We start from the raw sequence: 25,316 nt of genomic DNA, 5'->3' as shown, positions 1-25,316 counted from the left end.
GTTAATGTCCGCCAACAGCACCGCACTTGAGCGTGCTGCGGCTAAGGCATTGGCCAGCATAGAGCGGGTACCGGTACCACTACGAGAGCTGTGGAACCCTGCCACCTGCCCGGTGGATTTATTGCCGTATCTAGCCTGGGCGTTTTCGGTTGATCGCTGGGACAGCAACTGGTCAGCGGCAACCAAGCGCAAAGCCATTCAGGGCGCGTATTTCATCCACGCTCACAAAGGCACAATCGGCGCACTACGGCGCGTTGTTGAGCCGCTTGGTTATTTGATAGAGGTGCTTGAATGGTGGGAAACCCAGCCGCTAGGGGTCCCCGGCACTTTTCAATTGGTGGTTGGCGTACTTGAAACCGGTATCACCGAAGAAATGTACACCGAGCTTGTGCGCCTTATCGATGACGCCAAACCCCTCACCCGTCATCTGATCGGCCTCGCCATCAGCCTTGAAACAACTGGCACCACCTACATCGGCGCCACGATGAATGACGGCGAAACCCTTACCGTTTACCCCTACTCACCTGGCCCTATCGAAGTCAGCAGCGCTGCGCTGTTGTTCGGTAGTGCTGAGCACTCAATCGACACTATGAGCGTGTATCCATGAGCCAAACTTATTTCGCCATCCTAACTGCAATCGGTGAGGCCAAACTGGCAAACGCCGTGGCCCTTGGCACCCAGCTGCAAGTCAGCCGTATGGCTGTCGGTGACGGAAACGGCAATCTGCCCAACCCAGACCGACTACAAACCGCACTCATCAATGAACAGTACCGCGCCGACCTTAATCAACTGAGCGTTGACCCGGTAAACGACAGCCAAATCATTGCTGAACTGGTCATCCCAGAAACCACCGGCGGTTTTTGGTTGCGTGAAATGGGCCTGTATGACGCTGCAGGTGATTTGATCGCAGTGAGTAACTGCCCGCCAAGCTACAAGCCTGAACTCGCAGAAGGCTCTGGCCGCACGCAGGTACTGCGTATGGTGCTAATCGTCAGCAGTACAGCAGCCGTACAGCTCAAGATCGACCCTAGCGTGGTGCTGGCCACGCGGGCCTATGTCGATGCTGGTGATGCTATTGCCACTCAGCCTATGGCCGAGGCTGGCACAGACAACAGCAAGAAGATGACGCCGCTGCGCGTGTTTCAGGCAATTCGTTCAGCGACTGCAAATGCAACAGAGTTGCTGCGGGGTGTCTTACGGGTTGGGACAGCTGCAGAAGTTGAAGCTGGTATTCTTGATGATGTAGCTGTTACACCAAAAAAAATGCGTTTAGGTTTTATTTTAAGTTTTGGCGCAAATGGCTATTTAATACTACCAGCTTGGATGGGGAGTTTTATATTTCAATGGGGAAGCATCACTAACAGTGCCAGTGATATTGAAACATTACTTCCAATCAGTTACACAACAACACACTTGCATGTATTTGTAACCCATGGATATACGCCCGGCACAGGTATTGTCGGCTACATCGGTGGCTCTCCAAAATCACTAGGCTCTTTGGTTTCACGTAGTTCAAATAGCTCTCTTGGTGGTCGATTCTGGTCAATTGGAAAATAGGCATAAGCATGAATTACTACAGTGCGTCAACTAACCGCTGCTATAGCAGCGAGCTTAAAGAGTTGTATAAATCCAGCGATAATTGGCCAGAGGATGCTCGAAAAATATCTGAAAAGTTATTCGCAAAGGTCGTCAACAATCGATCCAGTAATGAAATAATGGTGGCTGGAAAAGATGGTTTACCCACTCTTATAGTTGCCAACCCTGTAACGATCACATCAATTTGCATACAACTCGACAATGCCGCCGACGCTGCGCGTCTTGCAGTTACCGGTAACCCTACACGTGCTACCGAGTATGAGCGAGCTGCCGCAGAAGCCCAAGCATTTAAGGACGCAGGCTACCCACATGAATCAGTACCGCGCACTGTTGCTGCTTGGGCAATCAACGGCCGCACTGCCCAGCAAGCCACCGATAGCATTCTGGCTGAGTCTGCGACGTATACTGAGGCTCTGTACCGCATACGCGAAACTCGGTTGTGCGCCAAAGAACAAGTGCGGGCAGCCATGGCAGCAGGTAACCAAGGGCTTGCGCAGCAGATTGCAGTGCAAGCAATTGCAATATTCAATGCAGGTTTAGAAGGAGCGAGCACTAACCTAATCTGACGCTACCAAAAGCGACCACTGGTTTCATTGAGATACGGGGCGAACTAAGTGATAAATACTTAAAATTAAATAGCCCGTATTTCTAGCCATTAATACTGACGGTGAAAAACCGACTCAGAAAGTATAAATTCATCATTTAGAAACAGAGCGTCAATGACGGCAAGAGTATAAGCTACGGCTCAACATGGATCGCCAACTAATTAAAAATCTACAATTTAGCCCGCACCAATGAAATTAATCATGCCTTATAGAGCGACTAATCAATCCGGCGATGACACTTGCTGCCTGCACACCATATAATCTTGAGCCAATTTCATTCAAGTGATGATCATCTTGATATATCAATTTACCCTCATAAAATGGTGGGCGAGTAAATAGAGGAAGTTTTGACAAGTCTAAAAAAATTGCATTTTTATGTAGCTTTGATAATTCATAAATTTTATCATTAGAACTTCTCCAGTCCGAGCGAACATTGACATCAGACCTGAACCCTAATTCATTTAACCGGTAAGCTCTCTGCACATTTTTATCGAGCATAGGTACCTGAGCTAACAAAATAACCGACTTATCCTTATTATCAGCATTACTAATAAATTTATTTAGAGCTTTTAAAAAAATAGAGCTTTGCACCTGATACTGCCATTTACCAGCGACAATATAAGCATCTGCGCTGTCTAAATTCAATGCGGCGTATTTTATTTGTTTTTCGCATGGTTCTCTTGCCCATTCAGGAAGTTTTTCAATATCAAAACCTTCAATGGTCACACAACTGCTACCCGTAATAACTTTAAATTTGACACCTAATCGCTTTCCAACCTCATCAGCAAATAAGTTCAATTGTGCAGCATGGCTATCGCCAAGAATTACAATGGTCTTATCTGCTGACCTATCACCTCTCGAACAATCACCTACCACCCTACCATGGCAAATTTCATAACCAGATGCGTAACGCGTTAACTCAACATCCATTGGCGATACAAGTCTCGCATTAAGTGGAATTAACGACATTAATATTAAAGAGGCAGAAACAATCATAAGGACAATTAAAGCAAAAGATTTCGATTTTTTACTTCTGAAGGGAGCCTCGATTAACTTATAAGAAATACTCGCAAAGACTATAGTAGCAAAAGAAAAAGCCAATAACATTGGAAAAGATAAAATATAACTTTCACCAAAATAGCGAAGCATCGCAAGCACAGGCCAATGCCATAGATAGAGAGAGTATGACAGCGCCCCAATCCACACTAAGACACTATTGGATAACAGCCGATTCACTAAACTGTTTTGCGCAGCAATTACGAGCGCGACCCCGATACAAGGAGGCAAGGCGAGCAGCCCCGGAAAATCACTTCCTTCAGTGATGAGCCAAAAGCTAGATGCAACGAGTGTAATACCTATTACTCCGGCTAAATTCGAGGCCGACGACTTCCACCGCCTACCTATATCTCCAGCAGCAAAAACACCCCCAATCAAAAACTCAGGAATTCTAGACAAAAGTGAAAAATATACTTTTTGATGAAGCCCTGAAGAAATTTGCCACGCACTATAAAGTGTCAATCCACTGACAATCAACAAGATCGATATTTTTAAGAAACGCTCAGGAATAAAAAACAACAACAAAGGAAGCAGTAAATAATACTGCATTTCAACCGCTAGCGACCATAAATGCAATAAGGGCAATTCATATGCCGCGGGAGCAAAATAGTCATGTTGACTTGCAAAATAATTATTACTATTAAAATAAATCGAAGCTTTGAGACTTTCCCAGTAGCTATCATAATCTCTAGGGATCAGTAACACTGCAGCAGCAAGCGTCACTACCATCAACAATGCCATGTAAGCAGGCACAATTCGTTTCAGTCTTGATATGTAGAAAGCTTTTAGCGAAAAACTATTGCTTTGAAGTTGACGCAAAACTATCCCAGTAATTAGAAACCCTGAGATCACAAAAAAAATATCTACACCGACGAAACCACCGGGCAACCACTCTTTATTTACATGAAAAAAAATTACACCGAGTACAGCGATAGCTCTGAGCCCCTGTATGTCATTTCGCTGCAACGACTGCTGCTTCATGCCTACTCCAAAACGTGTATTTCCGTAAGGCTTTACGCCTTAATTCGTTGCCGCTTTTTACAGCAATACTCCCTAGCCTGCTAGTCGAAGCCTGGTTACCCTTCCTTCACTTTGCTCCATGTACAGTTCGGTTCTACAACCCCAACTACTCGCCCAACTCCCGCGCGCGCGTCACCCTGCAGGCTCAATGGCTCAGCAATCTGGGCCGCGACTCAGCCACAGATTCGCTCAACAAGCCGCGCAGGAGCAGCCGCCCATGGCAACCGATTACCACCACGGCGTTCGCGTCATCGAAATCAACGAGGGCACGCGCCCTATTCGTACAATCTCAACCGCTGTGATTGGTATGGTGTGCACCGCTGCCGACGCCGACGCGGTGGCCTTCCCGCTTAACACGGCTGTACTACTGACCGACGTACTCAGCGCCATTGGCAAGGCCGGTACCGAAGGCACACTGGCCGCTAGCCTCGATTCGATTGCCGACAACGCCAGTCCGTTCACCATTGTTGTGCGCGTAGAAGCGGGCGCAGACGATGCCGCCACAACCGCCAACATCATCGGCACCGTCACCGCCGAAGGCCAATACACCGGCCTTAAAGCCCTACTCGCAGCTAAAACCAAACTGGGCGTGACTCCACGCATTCTCGGTGTGCCAGGGCTTGATTCGCAGGAAGTCACCACCGAACTGGTTGCCGTTGCCCAACAACTGCGCGCTTTCGCCTATGCCAGTTGCTGGGAGTGCGCCACCAAAGAAGAAGCCGTCACCTACCGCGAGAACTTTGGCGCACGCGAGCTCATGCTCATCTGGCCTGACTTCTTGTCATTCGACACCGTAACCGAAGCCACGGCCACCGCCCCAGCTGTTGCCCGTGCACTTGGCCTGCGCGCCAAGCTCGATGAGCAAGTGGGTTGGCATAAAACCATCTCCAACATCCCGGTAAACGGCGTCACCGGCATAAACAAAGATGTGTTCTGGGATCTACAAAACCCAGCCACCGACGCAGGCCTGCTCAATGAAAACGATGTAACCACCCTCATCCGCGAGGGCGGCTTTCGTTTCTGGGGCTCGCGCACCTGCAGCGATGACCCACTGTTCGCATTCGAGAACTACACCCGCACCGCACAGGTGCTGGCCGACACCATGGCTGAGGCGCATTTGTGGGCGGTTGATAAGCCCATGCACCCCAGCTTGGTGCGCGACATCATGGAAGGCATCAACGCCAAGTTCCGTGAGCTCAAAGCGCTGGGCTACATCATTGATGGTGAGTGCTGGTATGACGAATCAGTCAACGACGCCACCACCCTCAAGGACGGCAAGCTCTACCTCGATTACGACTACACCCCCGTGCCGCCGCTTGAAAACCTGCTGCTACGCCAGCGCATCACCGACCGTTACCTGGTCGACTTCGCCAGCCGCATCGGCGGTTAACCATAGGCCGCACCCGGCAACTATTTAGGAGAGCGCCACGATGGCCCTGCCCAAAAAATTAAAGAACATGAACCTGTTCAACGACGCCAACAGCTACATGGGCGTTGCCAAAACCGTCACCCTGCCCAAGCTCGGCCGCAAGATGGAAGCATGGCGCGGCGCAGGTATGGATGGCCCAGTAAAAGCCGATATGGGCCACAGCGATGACGGCATCCAGCTTGAGTGGACGCTCGGCGGCTGGGATCTGACCGCCATGCGCCAATACGGCGCCATTTCCGCCACCGGCGTGCAACTGCGCTGGGCAGGTGCAGTGCAGCGTGACGACACAGGCGAAGTGTCTGCCGTAGAGATTGTGGTGCGTGGCCGTCACGAAGAAATCGACTTTGGCGACGCCGAGCCCGGTGAAGACACCGAGCACAAAATCACCACCACCTGTGCCTATTACAAACTCACAGTAGACGGCAACACCGAAGTAGAAATCGACCTGCTCAACTTCGTGTTCCTGGTCAACGGTGGAGATCTTCTCGCAGAGCAACGCAAGGCCATCGGCCTCTAACCCACCGCTAACCCCATACGCGCCACCACCGTGGCGCCATTGCCTGTAATACCCAAAGGAGCCACCCCATGAGCAAGCCCGAATACAGCGCCCCAATTGAACTGGTCAACGCCATTGCACGCGGCACCAAAAAAACCACCTCTATCACCCTACGTAAACCCGGCTCTGGTGAGCTGCGCGGTCTGCGCCTGAGTGACCTGTTACAAGGCGATGTCAACGCCGTTATTCGCGTGGTACCGCGCATCAGCGAACCGAGCATCACCGAGCAAGAAGTCGCAGCTATGGATGTTTACAACCTCACCGAATGTGCGGATGCCATTGCTGTTTTTTTGCAAGTGAAGGGAACGCCTGCGCAAGCGGACTCCCCACAGGCGTAGACGACGCCATGGCAGACATTGCTCTGGTGTTCCACTGGGCGCCAGAGCACATGAACCACATGCCATTAACCGAACTGATTGAATGGCGCGAGCGCGCCCGAGAACGATGGGAGCTAATGCATGGCGCGCGATCTAACCCTTAAAGTCACCCTGCAGGCCTTGAATCGCGTCAGCGGGCCGTTTCGCAGTATCAGTCAACAAGCCCAGCGCACCGGCCAAGCCATGCGCGACACCAACACACGGTTAAAGGCACTCAACGCCACACAAAAGCAAATAGGTGAGTTCCGCGAACTACGCGCGGGGCTCACCTCTACACGCACCCAACTCAATGACGCGCGCAAGCGTACCCAACTGCTGGGCCGTCAACTGGCGCAAACCAGCAACCCGTCACGCGCATTGCGCAGAGAATTTGAGCAGTCCCGCCAAGCCCTCAAACAGCTTGGCCAGCAAGAAACCGAGCAAAACAGAAAGCTGCAACAGCTACGCGCAACACTGCGCGAAACAGGCGTTAATACCCGGCAGCTGGGCAACTCTGAGCGCCGTTTGCGCGAAGAAATTCGCAGCAGCAACAACCAGCTTGAGCAGCAGCGCCGGCGCATGCAGCAGCTCACCTGCCAGCAAGAACGCCTGACCCGCGCCCGCCAGCAATACAGTCGCACTCAGCAAATGGCAGGAAGCATGGCTGGTAGTGGCGCGGCAGGTCTGGCCACCGGCAGCGCTATGCTTTACAGCGGCGCCCGCCTGCTCGCACCAGGGGTAGAGTTCGACGCCAGCATGAGCAAGGTGCAAGCCCTTACCCGCCTTGATAAAGAGTCTCCAGAACTGCAAGCGCTACGCGATCAAGCGCGCCAGCTCGGTAGCAGCACACAGTTCACTGCAGTTGAAGCAGCCAATGCCCAAGGATTTCTGGGCATGGCTGGCTTTAAGCCGCAGGCCATCAAAGACGCAATGCCAGGCATGCTTGATTTGGCAAAGGCAGGTGATAGCGACCTTGCCGGAACCGCCGATATCGCTTCAAACATCCTCACCGGTTTTAACCTGCAGGCCAAAGAAACTTCTCGACTAGGCGACGTTCTGGTCGGGACCTTCACGCGCTCCAATACCAACCTGCAAATGCTTGGCGAGACGATGAAATATGTAGCGCCTGTGGCTGCAGGTGTCGGCCAAGACATAGAAACCGTAGCCGCCATGGCCGGTAAACTAGGCGATGCGGGCATTCAGGGCAGTATGGGTGGTACAGCGTTACGCGCAGTTATTAGCCGACTTGCAGAGCCTCCAAAAATGGCCGCAAAGGCATTAAAAAAACTCGGCATCAGTGCCAAAGATGCACAAGGCAACCTGCGCGACATGCCTACAGTGCTTACAGAACTATACGAGCGCACCAAAGCCCTCGGTAATGCCGACAGGGCCGGATATTTCAAGGCTATTGCTGGGGCAGAAGCATTCAGCGGTCTGCAAGTATTGGTTGACCAAGCCGGTACCGGGAAACTCCAAGAGTTTATCGCCACCCTACGCGAAACCCGGGGCGAAGCGCAGCAAACTGCCAAAGTCATGGGCGACAACCTAAAAGGTGACATCACCGCGCTCGGCAGCGCATGGGACGACTTCGGCATTCAAATCCAAGAGCAACAAGACGGCCCGTTCAGGCAGTTGTCTCAATCAGTCACCAGTATCATTGGCGGGGTTAAAAGCTGGGTAGCAGAAAACCCCAAGCTCGCTGGTGGACTTGTCAAAACAGCCGTTGGCCTTGGTTTGGTAATGGCCGTTATGGGAGGCCTTACATTGGCCATGGCCAGCATACTCGGCCCGTTCGCCATGGTGCGTTATGGCCTCATGCTGTTTGGCATCCGCAGTGCTGGCCTGTTGTCTCCGCTGTTAGCTCTTGGTCGCATAGCTCTGCCCCTGGTTGCCAAAGGCGTCATGTTGATTGGCCGTGCCTTACTGCTCAACCCTATTGGCATTGCCATCACCGCCATTGCGGGTGGTGCCTACCTGATTTACCGCAACTGGGACACCGTAGGCCCGTACTTCAAAGGCCTCTGGGCCGAGCTAAAGCAAGGCTTTAGCGGTGGGCTGGGAGACATGGCCACAACCATACTTAATTTCAGCCCGGTAGGTTTGTTTTACCGCGCCTTCTCCGGCGTTATGAACTATTTCGGCGCTGAGCTACCGGCAAAATTCAGCGACTTTGGCGGCATGCTGATCGACGGCCTGGTCAGCGGTATTACTGGCGCCTTGGGCAAAGCTAAAACCGCTATCACCGGCGTTGGTGAGTCAGCCATCGGCTGGTTTAAAGACAAGCTCGGCATTCACAGCCCTTCGCGGGTATTCGCTGAGTTAGGCGGCTTCACCATGGCCGGGCTCAGCCAGGGTATCGAGCGCGGCCAAAGCGGCCCGCTCGCCAGCATTAGCAGCCTCGGCAAGCAACTGGCGCAAGCTGGGGCACTCACCCTGGGCATGGGCGCAGGCAGCGCCGTCGCGCTCGACAGCCGCCCACCGCTGGCAGCGGGCAACACCAAGCCTGCCATCAGCATTGCTGGCGACACGATAAGTATCACCATTGAGGCCACGCTAGGTACAGACACCGCAGGCATCGAGCAACTGCTCAACAAACTGCTCAACGAACGTGAGCGCAACAAGGCCGCGCGCGTGCGCAGCGCCCTGTTTGATACCGAGTAACCCGGAGTACTCCCTAATGATGATGACCCTCGGCATGTTCGTATTTGGCATGCAGACCCTTGCCTACCAAGAGTTCCAGCGGCAAACCGACTGGCGCCACAGCAGCACATCACGTATCGGTGCGCGCCCTGCTCGGCAATTTATCGGCCCAGGTGATGACCTAATCACCCTCCCCGGTGTGTTGCTGCCCGAGCTGGCGGGTAAAACCATCAGCCTCGACGCCTTGCGCATCATGGCCGACACTGGCAAAGCGTGGCCGTTAATCGAAGGCACCGGGCGCATATATGGCATTTACGTGATCGAATCCATGAGCGAAACCAAAACCCTGTTCTTCAGCGATGGCGCCGCCAGGCGTATTGAGTTTTCACTCAAACTCGCCCGTGTGGATGAAGGCCGCATAGATCTACTCGGCAGCGTGCTGGGTAACGTTAGTGACCTGCTGCGATGATCGATCAAGCCATTGGCGAACTGCGCAGCCAAGCCGACCAACTGCGCCAAGACCTCAGCTATCCAACTCCAGTTTGCCGCCTGATAGTCGATGGCCGCGACATCACCACCATGGTAAGCGCACGCCTGAACACCATCAGCCTTACCGACAACCGAGGCTTAGAAGCCGACACGCTCGACATCAGCCTAAGCGACCACGATGGCCTGCTTACCATTCCGCCACGCGGTGCCTTGGTACGCCTATGGCTCGGCTGGAGCGATACCGGGCTGATCGACAAAGGCACCTACACCGTGGATGAAGTCGAACACAGCGGTGCACCCGACGTGCTCAACATCCGCGCCAGGAGTGCAGACATGCGCGAAGGCTTGGCACGTAAGCGCGAGCGCAGTTGGCACGAGCAAACCCTCGGCCAAATCATCAGCGCCATTGCAGTTGAATACGCCCTTCAGCCATTAATCGAAGTGGCGTTGGCGGCGGTCGGCTTACCGCACCTGGACCAAACGGCAGAGAGCGACCTGAACCTGCTCACCCGCCTGGCACATGACAACGGCGCCATCGCCAGCGTCAAAGCAGGACGTTTATTGTTCCTGCCCACCGGCGCCAGTGCCTCGGCCAGCGGCTTAGCCTTGCCGCATATAGCACTCACCCGCAAAGACGGCGACCAACACCGCTATCTGGCGGCAGACCGCAACAGCTACAGTGGTGCCAAGGCCTACTACTACGAAACCAACAGCGCCCAGCGCCTGGAAGCCATTGCTGGCACCGACGAAAACGCCAAAACCCTGCGCCACACTTACACCGACCGCGACAGCGCTTTACGCGCAGCCAAGGCTGAGTGGAAACGCCTACAGCGCGGCAGCGCCACGCTCAGTTACACATTGGCCCGAGGCCGAGCTGATCTAATCCCCGAACTCACCTACAGCCTCAGCGGCATCAAAAGCCATATCAGCGCCATTATTTGGCTGGGCAGCAACGTCACTCACTCATTCACGTCGGAGGCCTACACCACGAACCTTGAGCTTGAATCACAGCTACCCAACGACGATGCCCTGGTCAGTGATGCAGAGCAGACGTACACAGGCGTACTGGCATGGTATCGAGAGGCAAAAAATGGGGGGCAGAAGAAATTAACGGCGGGCGATCAAACATCGCCTAAACGCCTAACTCACTTGTATGCGAGCAAAGCCAGTGCTCAGCATGCGGTTGATCGGGCATGGAACAGACTGGAAAGCCCTAATGCATAAATGCCCCACCCGCGCGGGGCGCTACACTCTAGCCGCCTCCAGAGTCAATTGTCATAGCCTCAAGGGCTTGAAGAAAAACGTCTTGATCCTGCTGTTTAAGCTTACGAAAAAACTTTATCACCAGGCTTTCCCCTGCCGTCAGTTCCTCCCTTTTAGGCTGCGCAACCGCGTCCTGTGGTTGAACGCCTGCAGCCTCAAGAACATCCATCATCTTGCTTACTCCGCTTTTGACATTGAACATTGAAAATACAGCCAATTTTCAATATGCAACCCCCTCTAGCATGCTGCTTTCTGCCTATTGCAATTAGCCAAAAAAAACCCGCTCATGGCGGGTTTGGCAATATTTGAATATTAAAATGTCAATTAACCTATATTTATTTAGGGCTACTTGCAGAGCTTCAACCCTTCATCAATAAACCTGCTCACACTCACTTTTGCGCCTGGGTTTTCGGGGTTGTCGCGCCACACCTCGGCCAAAGGCTCAAGTGCCAATTGGCGCGCCTTACTGCTGGCTATACCGTTCAAAGGGTACATAACACCAGACTCAGGATCAGAAACCACAACGGCGTTACCTGGCAGGCACATCAGATGCATTTCTTCGACTGTAAACGGCCACTCTTTGCCATAATTTTCAGCGCTGATTAACTGCATTCCAGCAACAGCCATCGCCGATGCGATTAGCGCTGCAACTGCCACCGAACCTGTCAATATCCCTTTAATTGTCATCGACTCTTCCTTTGGTTATTTTCCCTTTGGGTGCGTAGCCAGAGCGCTGACCATTCTACCTACGGTGTCACGCTCTGCTGCTGAAAGCGCCCGATACCCTTCAACAAGCGCAGCTTCTTCTGCACTGATGCTCGCAGCATCACTTGGCGTGCGCGCACCTGTAAGTACGTAGTGCACATCTACGCCCATGCTCTGCACGGCCGCCAAATATCGAACATCCGGCGAACTGCTCTCCAGCTCATAAGCTTTTTGAGTGCCACGACTCACACCAGCCTGAACACCGAAATCGGTCTGATTCAGGCTAAGCCGATCTCTTTCTTCACGCAGGCGTTCGCCTGAACCCATCACAATGAGCATTTTTTTGATCAACACCTGTTGACTTGACCATTTTTATGATCAAGAATCCATTCTATCGAACACGAATAAACACGGACAAACACTATGCATGCCCTATTAACCCCTGAGCAAGCCCGCGCCGTTCTTGATCGAGAAGGTAAGACAATTGCTGCATTCGCACTGCAGCATGGTTTGAACAAAAATCTGGTCAGCGATTTGCTCAACGGACGTAAGAAGGGCAAACGCGGTGAAGCCCACAAAGCTGCCGTTTTGCTCGGTATTAAAGACGGCGTAGTTGCACAGTAATGCAGCTGTCACAAGGGAGATACGAGAAGATGCAACGCCCAATCCTCGACAGCCGCCGCAAAGTTATCAGCGCAATAATTCACGCTTACCCCGGTGGGCGTGAAGGTGCAGCGGCTCTACTCGGTCTAGAGCTCAAGAAGTTCGACAACCAAGCCTATGAAAGCACTGGCCATCGCCCTCTGTCAGATGATCAATTGCACGCGCTTGAGCAAGTCACCAACACCAGCCACCTGCCCGACTACCTGAGCAGCCTTTATGGCGGTGTGTTCGTCAAGCAGGCAGATGCAGACCAACTGGATAACCTCGACCTGTACGCACGCGGCATGGCCACGGCCATAAAACGCGGTGCAGTCGATAGTTTGATTGCCAAGGCTCTGGTTGATGGCGTCATTGACGAGGCAGAGCTGGCTGAAATTGTCCACGCGCACCGTCAACACATCGCTGCACGTCACTCCGAGGTAGATGCAGTAATTACCCTACACCGGAGGCCGCAACAGTGAGCACCTACAAGCTAGTTTGCCCGCACTGCCGTGGCCCTATCCGTATTCGTACAAGTGAAGGACAGCACATTTGTCTGCGCACCGCGTACTTGCAGTGCACCAACGAGGCTTGCGGCGCGACATTCAGGGCACAGTTTGAAATCACTCACCAGATGAGTCCATCAGGCATGCCCAACCCTCAAGTGCAGCTTCCTGCTGCGCCAACGTCAATACGGCGCGAGTCGATGCGCAATAACGACGAAACCCAGCTCGATCTGTTGGAGGCTTAAAAGTGAACGAACAAGCGCTAGACCTTGCCGATTACCGCTCAACCATGCAGCACGCTGCGCTGTGCTTTCTGCAAAACCATGACGCCGAACACCTCAGTGGTGACACACAACTAACAGACCGGGCAGTACAGCATTTGATTCACGTACTCGATGTTCCGGTGTTTATGGCGACTGAGTTTGTCCAGGCAGCACTCAAGCAACTACCTATCAACAAACCTCAGCGGGTATCCATCACGGCGCATGTAAATGGTGCATCCGTGATGATCACTGATCGCCTCACCGGAGATGCTGTTTTGATTCCGCGTCGCATCCTGCCTGAGCGTTTTCTGGCTGTAGCTTTCAGCCAAGCAACACCGACCCACTAAGCCATTTTCAACCCGCCCACGCTGTGGGTTTGGGGATGTTTTGCCCGAAATCCGAGGAGGTAGTCATGCAAACAGCCGTTGCTATTCAAATCGACCTGCCAAAACCGGTGGCCGAGGCATGGCTCGCTGACCTGCGTAGCGCACTACGCCGCGCGATGGCGGAGCACTGGTATGACGACCGCTATCGCAGCGTGCCTGACTTCCAGCGCACTAGCCGCATCCTCGATGACTACCCAGCACTTGCGGGCCACAAACGCACCATCGGCGCGCTAAAAATCGCCCTAAACTCGACGAATCAAGGCCAACCATGCACGACCAACTAAGGGCCGAAGTACTCACCCGCCTGCAACGCGACTATGGCCTCACGCATATCGCGGGCACCAACTACCTGCGCAAAGGCACTTGCCCGGTGTGCAGTAAAAAGGAGCTCTACAGCTTCTTTGATAAGCCTTGGATGCTTCATTGTGGCCGCCTCAGTAAGTGTGGCTCACAGATCCACGTTAAAGACGTATACGCCGATCTGTTCAACGACTGGAGCGAGCGCGCTCCAGCCAGCAATGACAACCCAATGGCCACCGCACGGGCCTACCTTGAGTTTGCACGCGGCTTTCGCCTGGAGCTGCTAGATGGGCTGTATACCCAAGAGCAGTTCTGGAGCCGCGAAATCAACGAAGGCAGTGCCACCGTGCGTTTTGCTTTGACCAAAGGCGGTTATTGGGAGCGCCTGATTGACCGCCCGGAGCGCTTTGGCAAACAGAAAGCCCGCTTCAAGCCCGGGGTTGGCTACAAAGGCCAATGGTGGTGTTCGCCGCAGATTGATTTAACCGCGGCTAATGAGGTGTGGATTGTTGAGGGCATCTTTGATGCCGTGGCCCTGCAGCACAACGGCCTAACGGCTGTGGCGGCCATGAGCTCGGGCAACTACCCGGATGAATCACTCAAGCAATTGCTCAAAGATCGAAGTAGTGCCGGCGCACGCCTGCCCCGCCTCATCTGGGCACTAGACAACGAGCCGAGCGGTCACCGTTTCACGCGCAAGTTCGTAAAGGCTGCACGCGAGCTGGGCTTCACCTGTGAGGCTGCGCAAATCCCCCAGCGTGATGACCGCAAAGTCGATTGGAACGACCTGCATCAGCGGTGGGTGTTTATCGAAGATGCCGCCAAACGCTCGGAGCGCGTTGCCGCTGACCTCAAAGAGGCCCGCTACCACGGCGCATTGTTGATTGCTGAGAGCGCAGCAGAAAAAGCCCTGCTGATGTACCAGCACAACGGGCGACAAGAGTTTCACTTTGACTACGCCAACCGCCTCTATTGGTGGTCCCTCGATATGGACAAGTACAACAAGGCAGTGCAGGACCAAGAGCGCAGCGACGACCAGGACTCGCAATTACTCAACGACAAAGCCAAGCGTGTGAAGGCTCTGGAGTCGTCTGGATCAGTGCGCATGCTGGCGAACTGTTATTTCAAAGTTCTTTACAAACAGTCGAACCGGATCACCGATGAAACGTGGTTTTACATGCGCATCAGTCACCCAAATGGGACGACTGAAAACAATACCTTCACACCCAAACAATTGGCCGCATCCAGTGAGTTCAAGTCCCGCCTACTAAGTGCCAGTGGCTCATGGCTAGGCGCCAGCAAGCATCTTGATTTAATCGTGATGGAACAAACCGAAGGAGTAAAAATCGTGGACACAATCGACTACGTTGGCTACAGCAAGGAATACAGCTGCTATGTGTTTGGCGAAGTTGCGGTCGCTGATGGCAAAGTGGTTGCCGTAAATGAGGAGGACTATTTCAAGTTAAACAAACTACACCTAAAAACGCTGCAGAAAGGCGTGCGTATTCAGCTGCAGCAAGATGGCACAACCTACAACGAACAATGGCTGGCATTGCTATGGACCTGCTTTGCAGAGCAAGGCGTAGTCGCCCTCACGTTCTGGTTTGGTTCGCTGTTCGCTGAACAGATCCGCGCCAAATATCAATCATTTCCGTTTCTTGAGGCCACTGGTGAGGCAGGCTCAGGCAAAACCACCCTGCTCAACTTGCTTTGGAAACTGCTAGGCCGCGACGGCTATGAAGGCTTCGACCCAATGAAGTCAACCAAGGCTGGCCGCTCACGCCTCATGGGCCAGGTGTCGGCTATGCCGGTGGTGTATCTGGAAGCCGACCGCCACGGAGACGACAAAAGCCACGCAAAAACCTTTGAGTGGGATGAGCTTAAAGACTTTTTCGGCGGTGGCACGCTGGCAACCAAGGGCGTTAAAACAGCAGGCAATGAAACCTATGAACCGCCGTTTCGCGGCACCATCGCCATCAGCCAGAACGCGGCGGTAGTTGCACACGAAGCGATCATGACTCGCATCTGCAAGCTGCACTTTAAACGACCAGAAGTAACACCCGCGAGCCGCGCTGCAGCTGCACGCCTGAACATGCTCGACGGCAACACGCTGAGCCACTTTTTGCTATTGGCGGTTAAACAAGAGGCCAAGGTGCTTGAGGTATTTGAGCAGCGCTTCCCTGAACATGAGCAACGCTTACGCACCCTAAACAGCAACTGCATCAACTGCGGTACTGATTACCAGGCAGAGCGTGAGCAAGCAGCCTGTAGCAAGTGCGGCAACACGCTGCGCGGTTACATCCGCGTTGAGCGCATTATCAAAAACCACGCACAACTGCTGGCATTGCTCGACGGCATTCGCTTAGTTGCTGGTCTCACTGACGCTCAGGTGAGCAGCACGCAACGCAAAATCATAGCCATGGCCATTGAGCGCCAAGCCTCGATCAGCGCAGACCATCCACAGGTTGCTGAGTTCTGGGAAGTGTTCGACTACCTCGAAGGCCTCGATGCTGATGGCCCTGTCGTCAACCACAGCAAAAAAGACGAGCTCATTGCCATCAACCTCAACGAGTTCTGCGAACGCGCCGCCGAACACCGCCAAAAACTGGCTGATGTAGGCGTACTGCGTGACCTGCTCAAAGAAAGTCGCAGCCGCAAGTTTGTAGACGCCAACCGCGCAGTAGACAGCGCCGTGCGCAGCTATCAAGCGACTAAGCACAACCACACCATCACCAAATCACCCACCGTCAAATGCTGGATATTCAAAGCACAGTAACCCCGTCTGAGCGCGGCAACGCAAAGGCATCGACCCCAAGGAGAAGCACCATGCAGCACGATCAATACCCTGAGCACGAACCAAGCAAGCGCGAAAAATTGGCCACCCTAACCTGCAGCGCACTGGCCCTGCTCGCCCTCATTGCCATCGGTAACCAAGGCCCAGAGTTGCTACTGGCCCTGGTCAAGTAATAAACCCGCCCAGGGGCGGCAACACCTGGGCAACCGATCAAAAAGGAGAAGCACCATGCAAACCATCGCAAGCAAAACCCTACTGAACGAGTGCGTGCAGATCGATGAGGAACTGGGTTTCTGTGATTGGGCGCAGCACGCCGGATATGACTGCACCCGCAACCCAGACAACACCTTTGCAGTGCCTGCCACTCAAAGCGCTTGGATCGGCTACAGCGCAGCTTGCAAGGCAAACACCCGCAAGCCACTTGGCCAGCAGATGTACGCGGAAATTAAGCCATCGAGCAAATACGCCTACCAAATCAGCCTGTGCCGCACTAACGCCTGCGGCTTCCCATTCAAAGTAAGTTTCAGCGAAGACGCATGCGGCTACGTGGTTAAAGGCGGTATAGGCGGGCAATACAGAGTTGAGGACGTTGGCCTGTTCGTGATCGAGCACGGCCAGAAAATCATTATCAACTGATCACTTAGAAGATGGCCCCGGTGGGCGGCAACCCACCGAGGCCGAACCAACCCCAAGGAGAAGCACCATGCAAGCACAAACCCAAGAAGTCAGCACTGAGAATGCTACCACACCATGCTGTGCCCCCAACCATCGCACACGTCCCCCGCTGGGAAGCCACCGACTTAGCCTGCCAAGCATCTGCGATATCTGCGGCAATACCCGCTCGACTCGCAAACACGCCAAATGCAGCCGCTCACGCCAGAAACGTATGGCAACTGAGTGGGCGGCACTGATGGCCGAAAAAGCAGCCGCAAAACAAGCGCGGGGGGGCCGCTATGCTCGCTAAGTTACTGGCGATACTTGGCAACGAGCGGGCAATGAAGATCTTTTCATTTGCCATGCTGGTCGCCTTAGTGCTGTTCATTGGCATGATGGAATTCCGCGAGCGCCAAGCCATGCTGGCCAGCTACTGCGAGGGCGTCCACGCAGGCCAAGAAGACGACTGGCGCGGCCGCATGGGCTATCAGTGTGCGGAGGTGACGCCGTGAAAGCACTTAGCGTTCGCCAACCTTGGGCTTGGTTGATCACCAATGGCTACAAGGATATTGAGAACCGCAGCTGGCCGACCCGGTTCCGGGGGCCGGTGCTGATCCACGCGGCCAAGGGTATGACTGGCGCCGAATACAACGACGCCTACCACTTCGCGCTTGATGTTGGTATCAAGATACCGCTCTACAACGAACTCGAGCGCGGCGGCATTGTCGGGCAAGTCACAGTCACCGGCTGCACAGACAATAGCTTATCGCCATGGTTTTTCGGCAAGTTCGGCTTCGAGCTGGCCGAGGCCAAACCACTACCGTTCCTGCCACTTAAGGCCAACTGGGCATCTTCGATATCGAGTATCCGGAGTCGGCCAATGATTGATTTTTTCTACCTGCAGGACAGTCGCTCCAATGTCGGTAGCCGCGCGATGTTCTGGCGTAACGGTGGCGGTTACACCTCGAACCTGAGCGAAGCGGAACAGTTCACTCGCGAAAAGGCGCTAAAGCAGTATGAGTGCCGTGAAACCGATCTCCCTTGTCCAGCGGCCTATGTTCAGGGACTAGCCGAAATCGGTGTCGACTCTCAATACGTGACCTACTCGGAAGCCGATGCTTACCACAATGAAGACGGTCGAGTTTACGTGGCCTATAAACGGAGCTGGGACGGCAACGACCTTATATGGCTCAACGGCAAAGACGGTCCGACCTCCAACCTAGAAGATGCAATTCACCCTGGCGCGTCAGCAACTGCGGACTACCTGAAAAATGGTTTTGAGATATGGCCATGTGGATACATTGTCGAGCGATCACGTCGCGTCGTTCGTGCCTCCCTGCTAAACCATAAACAAGCGCTGCGCGCAGTTGGCCTCAAGCTGCAAAAAATCAAACCTCAACGGCACAGCAGTTATTATTACCGCACCAACTGTCAGGGCTGTGGGCGCTTCCTTAACGACACTCAACGCTATCTAGGCTGTCCAAACTGCGGCGGGAGTAACGCGCCATGACCGACAGATTCATGCGTATGAGCGAAGTGTTACAGCTCACCACATTATCGCGCTCAACCCTTTGGCGACTTGCCAAAGCTGGAAAGTTTCCAGAGGCGGTGCAAATCACACCAGGGCGAGTTGGCTGGAAGGCCTCAGAAGTTGCCGCATGGCAAGAGCACCCAGAGAAATGGAGTAAAAAGAAGGTCGCATAGCGGCCTTCACTCTCCCTCGATGACGTTATGCTGCAACCACAGTGCCCAGCGCTGCAGGCCTTTCTGCTTTTCTTTGAAATAGTCGTAGCGGTCATAATGCTTTGACGATACATCGCTAAATGCGTGACCCTGAATGCGGTCACGCAGCGACTTATCAAGTCCCGCGACACCCATTAAGGTTTTACAGGTTCGTCGTAAATCACGCAGGGTAAACGGGCCATCAAACTTGTCCTTGTGACGGCTGTACAACTTGCTTACGGCTCTCGATAACGAGTTTGCATTTAGCGACTGACCAGGAATATTGCCCTCAAAGGGGTAAGCGCTGGTTGAACTAACTTGATTCATCACCTTGAGCGAATGGCGCATCAGCTTGTTAAGTGGAACAACATGCAGCGTACGTTCACCCTCGACACCCTTCTTACTGTGAATGACCAAGTGATCAGGCTGATACAGCTTTCGTTCTGATGCCAACAGCTGCTCAGGCCGCTGACCACCGGCAGCAATCAAAAACCTGATCAACTCGGATGTAACCAGCGACAACTGTTCAGGCAGCAGATTCCACAGAGTACTGAGCTCTTTAGGTGACAATGCTCGATCGCCAGCTTTTTCCCAATCGGCCTGCACTGGCACGCTGGCCACCGGATTGCTCAACAAGCCAAACTGAACTTTGTTTTCAAGGTAGCTGCGGGGGTTGTATTCCTGCTCAAGCCCCATTTGAAAGGCGGCATGAAGTTGCGATCGCACCCGGTTGCAGTATGTAGTCACCCCGTTATCAATCATCCGGGCGATGATGTCGCGGATATGCATTGGCCCAATCAATGAGACGGGCTTGGCCACCAGCCCAGGGAACGGTTCGCTAACGTAGTGCTTGAGTGACCACTTCACGTCTTCAGCTGTCGCAGCGCCTCTAGCTTCCAATTTGCCGACGTATGCATTGATCAGCTCCTGAAATGTTCCAACTGAGGCGATCACTTCCTTTTCGGCGCGGCACTTATCACGGGCCTGAGTGAGTTTCATCGAAGGCCAGGCACCGAGTTTGGTTAGTCTTTTTTTACCGTTCACATGCCGCTGAAAGTAAAACTCTTTAGTGCCGTTAGGTCTCACCTTCAACAACAACACCCCTTCCCCTCTGGCAGTTCTGCCATCAGAAATCACATAGTCATTGTCTTGCGGCTTGAGTGACAGAATCTGTTTTTCAGTGAGCATTGGTGACAGTTTCCGGTGACAGTTAGCCTGAAACAACGCGAAACGGCATGAACTTAATCCAAACATGCCGTGCCGATGAGGACCGCGAGTTTACTGGCTTACCGCACATAATTGAAACCTCACGCACACACATGAAACATAGTACGCAGTAGATTCCCAAGCTGATCACGCGGGTTCGATTCCCGCCGCCCGCTCCAGAATCTTCAAGTTAAAGCCCTGTTCACAGACAGGGCTTTTGCGTTTCTGGGGTTAGCACATCCCCAACCAGACAACAAAACCTCCGCCCAGGCTGGAAAACCGCAAAGCGTTTTCCACCAACGCATCCCTTACCGAATGAGAACATCAAGCAGCGGTGCCGACGACTCCAACGGATAAATATCGCCGATAAGTCCTTAGCTGGATGTGTTCAACTGGACGCTGAATCCATCAGGCTGACGGGGAACCACATGCATAGCTTGGGCATTTTGGGCGTAGGAGAACTTACTGAAAAAGTCGTCAGAGGCCTACGCCGTGGGGGTTACACAGGCGCCATAAGACTATCCCCTCGTAACCAGAGTCGCGCCATCGCCTTGCGCGACCATTTCCGATGTGAAGTGATGCCAGACAATCAGGCGGTGGCTGATCATTCTGAAATTCTTATTCTAGGTGTCCGACCGGACGTTGTTGCCCAGCTCGCCGAAGAAGTCTCGATAGCACCTGATAAAACCTTGATCTCACTCGTAGCAGGAATGCGTTTAGACGCCTTGGCTCGGCACTTTCCCGAAGCGAGCATTGTGCGCGCCATGCTCTCCTATGCCGCAGAGATAAATAGCACCACCGTTGTCGCTTACCCGCCTAACAATGCTGTTCAGCAATTGCTTGCCCCACTGGGCGCTTCGATAGTGCTGGATAACGAGAATGCTTTTGAGTTGGCCACCGTCGCTGCATGCATAAATGGATGGTTTTATTTCTGGCTGCAAGACCTTCAGCAGTGGTTCACCGACAAGGGAATGCCTGCAGAACAGGCCAAGCAGTTAGTGCTCAGCAACCTGCAAGACTGCCTCGCCAGCGCCAGACATAATCCGACAATGAGCCTGGAAGCCATAGGCCGCACCATCGCATCTCCCGGCACCTACACCGCGAAAGGCCTCGATGCGCTTCAGAGCCAGAACGCTGCTTCACCATGGACCGCTGCTTGTGACGCAGTATTGCTCGGGCTGAAGAGGGAGTCTTGACGCAGGAGCTTATGCTTTAAATGACCGAATTTGCACCTGGTGAGGCCGATATTGGCCGTGATCTATCTTGGGTAATAAGCTGAAATCGGCCAAATGCAAACTGTCCACGGTCTTTAAGAGTGCCCGGCGGTTCATGCTCCTCCTTCGACTCTTACCATTTCTCACAGTAGGGACGTACCTCGGCGATAAAACTCCAGGCATCTTTAGGTTGATGCGCCAAGTGAAAGACCTCTGCAGCGATGCTTTTAGGTTGTATGAAAAAATCATCTGGCGCTTTGCTGAACTTCTCTCGCGCCCAAGGCACATCGATTACGGCATCAATCACCAGATAGGCCACATGCACGCCTTTGGGCCCCAGGTCCCTGGCCAGCGATTCGGCAAGAATGCGTTGCGCTGCCTTGGTGGGGGCAAACCCGGCAAAGTTGGGTGTTCCGCGTAGCGCCGAGGTATTGCCGGTGACGATGATGGCACCTTCCCCCGCCTCTACCATCGCCGGGGCCGCCATTTGCGCCAAGTTCAACAGCGCCATGGTGTTGATTTCAAAGTTCTGGCGCAATGTTTCCGGGTCGACTTCAAGGAAAGGTGCGAAAGAGCCACCTACGGCGTTGTGCACCACGACCTGCGGTGCGCCAATCTGCTCGAAAACCTGTTTAAGCGCTATCAGGTCAGTGACATCGCAGGGCATGGCAAATGCGCCGGGCACTTCGGCCTCAAGTTCGGCCAGACGGGCAGTGTCCCGAGCGATCATCGCGACGCGATAACCGCCTTGGGCAAAACGACGAACCAGGGATGAGCCGACACCTGGGCCGACGCCGGTGATCAGTACCAGTGGTTGCTGAGTATTTGTAGTCATGATGCTTACGCTCCTGCCAACTGTTCGCGAACAAAATCAAGCCGATCGTTACCAAAAAACAAGCTATCGCCAAGGATAAAACTCGGTACGCCAAAGACGCCGCGTTCAGCTGCTTCCTGATTGTTTTGTTCCAGCAGCTCAAGGGTTTCTGGCGCATCAATCTGCGCCGCCAGATCTGCGACTTCGATGCCTGCGGCCTTGAGCACGTCGACGACTTCGGAGGTTGTGATCAAGGTCTGTCCGTCCCGCCAGCAGGCGTTAAACAGCGCGTTGGTGATCTGCCGTGCAGCCTCGCTGGATGACGCAGCCAGTACGGCGCGCGCGCAGGCAGCGTTATTCATGGCACGCATGTCCGGTCGTTTGACTGTAACGTTATAGCGCTGCGCCCAGCGCGCGAGGTCGGCACCGGCGTAGCGACCTTTGGCGGCGCAGGTAACGGTAGTGGGTGTATTACCCACTAGCTTCATAACGCTCAATACATGGATAGGCCGCAGGCTGATATCCGCCTGCAGACTGTCTAGCTGGCTGTACGCGAGATAGCTGTAAGGACTGACGAAATCAAAGAAAAACTCAACGGTTTGGCTCATTTGTGAACTCCTGAGGGTCTCTTATTGAAGATCGGTTGTTGTTATCCGTCGCTGACCCGCGGTGCGGCTGAATACGGGCGTTGGGTCATTCATGGATCACGGTTTTATTACTGCAGCGGTCTATCCATCGAGTTGCAGAGATTTGCGGATACCTGCATCAAGAATTCCCGTCGGGGCGAATGCGCGCAGCAGACTCAGGCGGCCAGCGGTACCGCCGGCGGTGTAGCGCAGTTTGGGGCGCGCGGCGCCAACCGCCTTCACTACGACCTTGGCCACGACGTCTGGATCGTCCGCGCTTGCCATAGATTGGCTGAACACCTTAGCGAGGCTCGCGCGAACAGTGCGATATTCGTCAAGCGTGGCGTCGGGTTCGATGTTGTTCGCTTCGAACTGGGTCTTGGTGAAGGCCGGCTCGATGACCGCAACGCGGATGCCGCGTGTACGCAGCTCGTGGTCAAGTGCTTCCGAATAACCCTCTACCGCATGTTTGCTGGCGACATACAGAGCGATGTAAGGCATAGGCACTACACCCAGAATCGAACCGATATTGATAATGCGACCGTTGCCTTGGCGGCGCATGTGCGGGACCACTGCGCGAGTCATGCGCACCATCCCGAAGAAGTTGGTGTCAAAGAGGGCCTGGGCCTGCTCGATCGAGCTTTCTTCTGCGCCGGCCGGCGCAATACCAAAACCGGCATTGTTCACCAGCAGATCGATACGCCCTTCGAGCCGTATCAGCTCACCGACCGCCGCAGACACGGATTCGTCATCCGTCACATCGAGAGCCAACATCGAGAAGACGCTTTGATTGGCCAGGGTGCTACGCCGGCTGGTGCCATATACCTTGTAGCCAGCTTGCGCCAGCCGTTTAGCCGTGGCTTCGCCAATACCGGATGAGGCTCCGGTGACCAATGCGACGGGGGAGTTGGAAGTCATCGCTGTACCTTATGAGTGAGGTCTTTTGGAAACCGCTTCGCAAGCAGTTACGCTCAGGTTTTCGCTGGATGTGCGCCTTAATTGCGCGCACGCAAGCGCCGGGTGCGATAGGTGCCCCAGCTGCTCATGGCCAGCGATTTCACTAGCGCCAGCAGACCACTCTCGTTGGCGCGCGGCTCACCTCCTTTGGCGATTCGCTTGAGTTGCAAGGAGTACCAGAGAATCTCCATCAAGCCCATACGGTCGACCGGCTTAATGCCTGTCTTGATGGTGTGCACCTGTTGTGCGCTATCCCTACCCTGTAGCAGTGCGGCCGGCGCGTCAGGATCTATCGCCAGCAACCGTGCCAGACCAATTACATCCACTGCGCCGGAGGCCAGTGCTGCATTCATGCCAGCAGTACTGCGAAAACCGCCGGTCAGCATCAAAGGCACTTGTACCGCACCACGGACTTTTTCAGCGAATTCAAGGAAGTAGGCTTCGCGCGCCGCGCTGGAGGCTTTCTTCTGTTCCTGAAGTGCACCACTCATGGCGGGGGCTTCATAGGTGCCGCCGGATATCTCGATCAGATCGATGCCGGTATCGACAAGCGCCTGAATCGTTGCCAGCGATTCTTCTTCGGTAAAACCGCCGTGCTGGAAATCCGCCGAGTTGAGCTTGATCGCCACAGGAAAGTCGGTGCCCACCTGACGACGAATCTCGGCGTAGACAGCCAGCAGGAAACGGCGACGGTTCTCCGGTGAGCCGCCCCACTGATCCGTGCGTGTATTGTGATGCGGCGAGAGAAACTGGCTGATCAGGTAGCCATGCGCGCCATGGATTTCGACACCGCTAAAGCCAGCCTTTTTGCAGATGGCAGCACTGCGGCCGAAGCGATCGATGATGTCCTGAATTTCTGCATCGGTGGCTTCTTCAGGCGTCTCGAAGAACGCCGCCATGTCGTCGCGAAATGGCACCGCCGATGGCGCAATATTGCGTTCGTTCAGGCCTTTGGTTGACTGCTTACCGGGATGGTTGAGTTGCACCCAGATAGCTGCGCCCTGATCGGTAGCGGCGCGCGCCCACTGCTGCAGGATAGGCATATCTGTTTCGTCCTCGATGACCACGTTGCCCGGTTCACCCAGTGCTCGCCGATCGATCATCACATTGCCGCTCAGGATCAGTCCGATACCGGATGCGGCCCAACGCCGATAAAGCGTGACCAGCTCCAGAGTCGGGCGGTTATCGTAGGTGCCCAGCGCCTCGCTCATGGACGCCTTAGCCAAACGATTACGCAACAGACTGCCACCGGGCAGGCGCAACTGTTGCGCCAGGGAATTTGTATTGAGCGAAGCAGATTGCGACATATGAGGGACACCTGAAAATTAGATAGGCATTAATCGCCAGCAAGTTTCTTTGCTTGTAGGGCATTGGAATCGCACCCACAGCGATTGCGGAATGGTTTCTAGTACCGATGAACTTATGATGATGATCATAATCAAAATGGTCAAGAGTTTTGATTATGTATGACATCAATGTATTCTTTCAGTGTTGATGACGACACAAAGAGGAGCCGG

Annotated in this window: 32 protein-coding genes; 23 read left to right on the top strand and 9 right to left on the bottom strand. The window is 54.0% G+C overall.

Annotated elements, in window-relative coordinates; genetic code table 11:
* Window positions 1–4: 4 nt before the first annotated feature.
* From ACIGCM_RS20775 to ACIGCM_RS20765, 3 genes are read left to right on the top strand one after another with little or no spacing between them, the layout of a single operon-like run.
* On the top strand, window positions 5–607 hold the full coding sequence (locus ACIGCM_RS20775; RefSeq protein ID WP_397504066.1) for a phage tail protein I: 603 nt from the start codon (window positions 5–7) through the stop codon (window positions 605–607).
* Window positions 604–1,557, top strand: coding sequence for a phage tail protein (locus tag ACIGCM_RS20770; RefSeq protein WP_397503954.1), 954 nt, complete (start codon window positions 604–606; stop codon window positions 1,555–1,557). Before ACIGCM_RS20775 ends, ACIGCM_RS20770 begins: the two co-directional genes overlap by 4 nt.
* Window positions 1,558–1,565: 8 nt before the next feature.
* Window positions 1,566–2,162 carry a hypothetical protein gene (locus ACIGCM_RS20765; RefSeq protein ID WP_397503953.1) on the top strand — a complete coding sequence of 199 codons (597 nt, stop codon included), beginning with the start codon at window positions 1,566–1,568 and terminating at the stop codon, window positions 2,160–2,162.
* Between the two features lie 234 nt (window positions 2,163–2,396).
* On the opposite strand, the gene ACIGCM_RS20760 is transcribed toward ACIGCM_RS20765, so the two are convergent.
* Window positions 2,397–4,238, bottom strand: coding sequence for an acyltransferase family protein (locus ACIGCM_RS20760; RefSeq protein WP_397503952.1), 1,842 nt, complete (start codon window positions 4,236–4,238; stop codon window positions 2,397–2,399).
* Window positions 4,239–4,494: 256 nt separating this feature from the next.
* Here ACIGCM_RS20760 and ACIGCM_RS20755 point away from each other — a divergent pair, with 256 nt between their 5' ends.
* The 7 genes from ACIGCM_RS20755 (at window position 4,495) to ACIGCM_RS20725 (ending at window position 10,971) form a co-directional block, all read left to right on the top strand.
* Complete coding sequence (locus ACIGCM_RS20755) at window positions 4,495–5,667, top strand: phage tail sheath protein (RefSeq protein WP_397503951.1); 1,173 nt, start codon at window positions 4,495–4,497, stop codon at window positions 5,665–5,667.
* 40 nt (window positions 5,668–5,707) lie between these two features.
* Window positions 5,708–6,223, top strand: coding sequence for a phage major tail tube protein (locus ACIGCM_RS20750; protein ID WP_397503950.1), 516 nt, complete (start codon window positions 5,708–5,710; stop codon window positions 6,221–6,223).
* Window positions 6,224–6,291: 68 nt separating this feature from the next.
* Entirely contained in the window at window positions 6,292–6,600 is a 309-nt protein-coding gene (locus ACIGCM_RS20745) for a phage tail assembly protein (protein ID WP_397503949.1), read from the top strand.
* On the top strand, window positions 6,528–6,743 hold the full coding sequence (locus tag ACIGCM_RS20740; protein ID WP_397503948.1) for a GpE family phage tail protein: 216 nt from the start codon (window positions 6,528–6,530) through the stop codon (window positions 6,741–6,743). Before ACIGCM_RS20745 ends, ACIGCM_RS20740 begins: the two co-directional genes overlap by 73 nt.
* The gene (locus tag ACIGCM_RS20735) at window positions 6,721–9,279 is read left to right on the top strand and encodes a phage tail tape measure protein (protein WP_397503947.1); all 2,559 of its coding nucleotides are present in this window, start codon (window positions 6,721–6,723) and stop codon (window positions 9,277–9,279) included. The genes ACIGCM_RS20740 and ACIGCM_RS20735 overlap by 23 nt, the downstream gene beginning before the upstream one ends.
* A 16-nt stretch (window positions 9,280–9,295) precedes the next feature.
* Window positions 9,296–9,727: a phage tail protein gene (locus ACIGCM_RS20730; protein ID WP_397503946.1), complete on the top strand. Its 432-nt coding sequence runs from the start codon at window positions 9,296–9,298 to the stop codon at window positions 9,725–9,727.
* Window positions 9,724–10,971 carry a phage late control D family protein gene (locus ACIGCM_RS20725; protein WP_397503945.1) on the top strand — a complete coding sequence of 416 codons (1,248 nt, stop codon included), beginning with the start codon at window positions 9,724–9,726 and terminating at the stop codon, window positions 10,969–10,971. The genes ACIGCM_RS20730 and ACIGCM_RS20725 overlap by 4 nt, the downstream gene beginning before the upstream one ends.
* 28 nt (window positions 10,972–10,999) lie before the next feature.
* Here the strand turns inward: ACIGCM_RS20725 and ACIGCM_RS20720 are convergent, their stop codons facing one another.
* The 3 genes from ACIGCM_RS20720 to ACIGCM_RS20710 form a co-directional block, all read right to left on the bottom strand.
* Entirely contained in the window at window positions 11,000–11,182 is a 183-nt protein-coding gene (locus tag ACIGCM_RS20720) for a hypothetical protein (protein WP_397503944.1), read from the bottom strand.
* A gap of 173 nt (window positions 11,183–11,355) precedes the next feature.
* The gene (locus tag ACIGCM_RS20715) at window positions 11,356–11,697 is read right to left on the bottom strand and encodes a DUF2511 domain-containing protein (RefSeq protein WP_397503943.1); all 342 of its coding nucleotides are present in this window, start codon (window positions 11,695–11,697) and stop codon (window positions 11,356–11,358) included.
* A gap of 15 nt (window positions 11,698–11,712) precedes the next feature.
* Window positions 11,713–12,054 carry a helix-turn-helix domain-containing protein gene (locus ACIGCM_RS20710; protein WP_397503942.1) on the bottom strand — a complete coding sequence of 114 codons (342 nt, stop codon included), beginning with the start codon at window positions 12,052–12,054 and terminating at the stop codon, window positions 11,713–11,715.
* Window positions 12,055–12,138: 84 nt separating this feature from the next.
* On the opposite strand from ACIGCM_RS20710, the gene ACIGCM_RS20705 reads away from it, so the two are divergent.
* The 12 genes from ACIGCM_RS20705 (at window position 12,139) to ACIGCM_RS20650 (ending at window position 18,964) form a co-directional block, all read left to right on the top strand.
* The gene (locus ACIGCM_RS20705) at window positions 12,139–12,339 is read left to right on the top strand and encodes a DNA-binding protein (RefSeq protein WP_397503941.1); all 201 of its coding nucleotides are present in this window, start codon (window positions 12,139–12,141) and stop codon (window positions 12,337–12,339) included.
* A gap of 29 nt (window positions 12,340–12,368) precedes the next feature.
* Entirely contained in the window at window positions 12,369–12,839 is a 471-nt protein-coding gene (locus ACIGCM_RS20700; protein WP_397503940.1) for a YmfL family putative regulatory protein, read from the top strand.
* Window positions 12,836–13,108, top strand: a complete 273-nt coding sequence (locus ACIGCM_RS20695) for an ogr/Delta-like zinc finger family protein (RefSeq protein ID WP_397503939.1) — start codon at window positions 12,836–12,838, stop codon at window positions 13,106–13,108. The genes ACIGCM_RS20700 and ACIGCM_RS20695 overlap by 4 nt, the downstream gene beginning before the upstream one ends.
* Window positions 13,109–13,110: 2 nt before the next feature.
* Entirely contained in the window at window positions 13,111–13,473 is a 363-nt protein-coding gene (locus ACIGCM_RS20690; protein ID WP_397503938.1) for a hypothetical protein, read from the top strand.
* A 65-nt stretch (window positions 13,474–13,538) separates the two neighbouring features.
* Entirely contained in the window at window positions 13,539–13,796 is a 258-nt protein-coding gene (locus tag ACIGCM_RS20685) for a hypothetical protein (RefSeq protein WP_397503937.1), read from the top strand.
* Window positions 13,781–16,588, top strand: a complete 2,808-nt coding sequence (locus ACIGCM_RS20680; protein WP_397503936.1) for a toprim domain-containing protein — start codon at window positions 13,781–13,783, stop codon at window positions 16,586–16,588. The genes ACIGCM_RS20685 and ACIGCM_RS20680 overlap by 16 nt, the downstream gene beginning before the upstream one ends.
* 50 nt (window positions 16,589–16,638) lie before the next feature.
* Entirely contained in the window at window positions 16,639–16,779 is a 141-nt protein-coding gene (locus ACIGCM_RS20675; protein WP_397503935.1) for a hypothetical protein, read from the top strand.
* Between the two features lie 55 nt (window positions 16,780–16,834).
* Window positions 16,835–17,242, top strand: a complete 408-nt coding sequence (locus ACIGCM_RS20670; RefSeq protein WP_397503934.1) for a hypothetical protein — start codon at window positions 16,835–16,837, stop codon at window positions 17,240–17,242.
* A gap of 67 nt (window positions 17,243–17,309) precedes the next feature.
* The gene (locus tag ACIGCM_RS20665; RefSeq protein WP_397503933.1) at window positions 17,310–17,570 is read left to right on the top strand and encodes a hypothetical protein; all 261 of its coding nucleotides are present in this window, start codon (window positions 17,310–17,312) and stop codon (window positions 17,568–17,570) included.
* Window positions 17,560–17,772 carry a hypothetical protein gene (locus tag ACIGCM_RS20660; RefSeq protein ID WP_397503932.1) on the top strand — a complete coding sequence of 71 codons (213 nt, stop codon included), beginning with the start codon at window positions 17,560–17,562 and terminating at the stop codon, window positions 17,770–17,772. Before ACIGCM_RS20665 ends, ACIGCM_RS20660 begins: the two co-directional genes overlap by 11 nt.
* Window positions 17,769–18,770: an ASCH domain-containing protein gene (locus ACIGCM_RS20655; protein ID WP_397503931.1), complete on the top strand. Its 1,002-nt coding sequence runs from the start codon at window positions 17,769–17,771 to the stop codon at window positions 18,768–18,770. The genes ACIGCM_RS20660 and ACIGCM_RS20655 overlap by 4 nt, the downstream gene beginning before the upstream one ends.
* Window positions 18,767–18,964, top strand: a complete 198-nt coding sequence (locus ACIGCM_RS20650) for a helix-turn-helix transcriptional regulator (protein ID WP_397503930.1) — start codon at window positions 18,767–18,769, stop codon at window positions 18,962–18,964. The genes ACIGCM_RS20655 and ACIGCM_RS20650 overlap by 4 nt, the downstream gene beginning before the upstream one ends.
* Before the next feature lie 6 nt (window positions 18,965–18,970).
* Here the strand turns inward: ACIGCM_RS20650 and ACIGCM_RS20645 are convergent, their stop codons facing one another.
* Window positions 18,971–20,170 carry a tyrosine-type recombinase/integrase gene (locus ACIGCM_RS20645; RefSeq protein WP_397503929.1) on the bottom strand — a complete coding sequence of 400 codons (1,200 nt, stop codon included), beginning with the start codon at window positions 20,168–20,170 and terminating at the stop codon, window positions 18,971–18,973.
* Between the two features lie 446 nt (window positions 20,171–20,616).
* On the opposite strand from ACIGCM_RS20645, the gene ACIGCM_RS20640 reads away from it, so the two are divergent.
* Window positions 20,617–21,384, top strand: a complete 768-nt coding sequence (locus ACIGCM_RS20640; RefSeq protein WP_397503928.1) for an NAD(P)-binding domain-containing protein — start codon at window positions 20,617–20,619, stop codon at window positions 21,382–21,384.
* A 151-nt stretch (window positions 21,385–21,535) separates the two neighbouring features.
* Here the strand turns inward: ACIGCM_RS20640 and ACIGCM_RS20635 are convergent, their stop codons facing one another.
* From ACIGCM_RS20635 to ACIGCM_RS20620, 4 genes are all read right to left on the bottom strand, one after another.
* Window positions 21,536–22,237, bottom strand: coding sequence for an SDR family NAD(P)-dependent oxidoreductase (locus ACIGCM_RS20635; protein WP_397503927.1), 702 nt, complete (start codon window positions 22,235–22,237; stop codon window positions 21,536–21,538).
* A gap of 5 nt (window positions 22,238–22,242) precedes the next feature.
* Window positions 22,243–22,824, bottom strand: a complete 582-nt coding sequence (locus tag ACIGCM_RS20630; RefSeq protein WP_397503926.1) for a 2-hydroxychromene-2-carboxylate isomerase — start codon at window positions 22,822–22,824, stop codon at window positions 22,243–22,245.
* Between the two features lie 120 nt (window positions 22,825–22,944).
* Window positions 22,945–23,760 (bottom strand): oxidoreductase, encoded by an 816-nt coding sequence (locus tag ACIGCM_RS20625; RefSeq protein ID WP_397503925.1) that lies wholly within the window; start codon window positions 23,758–23,760, stop codon window positions 22,945–22,947.
* A gap of 77 nt (window positions 23,761–23,837) precedes the next feature.
* Window positions 23,838–25,106 carry an NADH:flavin oxidoreductase/NADH oxidase family protein gene (locus ACIGCM_RS20620; protein ID WP_397503924.1) on the bottom strand — a complete coding sequence of 423 codons (1,269 nt, stop codon included), beginning with the start codon at window positions 25,104–25,106 and terminating at the stop codon, window positions 23,838–23,840.
* Window positions 25,107–25,316: the final 210 nt, after the last annotated feature.

Source organism: Pseudomonas sp. NPDC078700 (genome assembly GCF_044542375.1).
Taxonomy (GTDB): domain Bacteria; phylum Pseudomonadota; class Gammaproteobacteria; order Pseudomonadales; family Pseudomonadaceae; genus Aquipseudomonas.
Note: the sequence above shows the minus strand (reverse complement) of the source record. Positions and strands in the feature narration are given on the sequence as shown.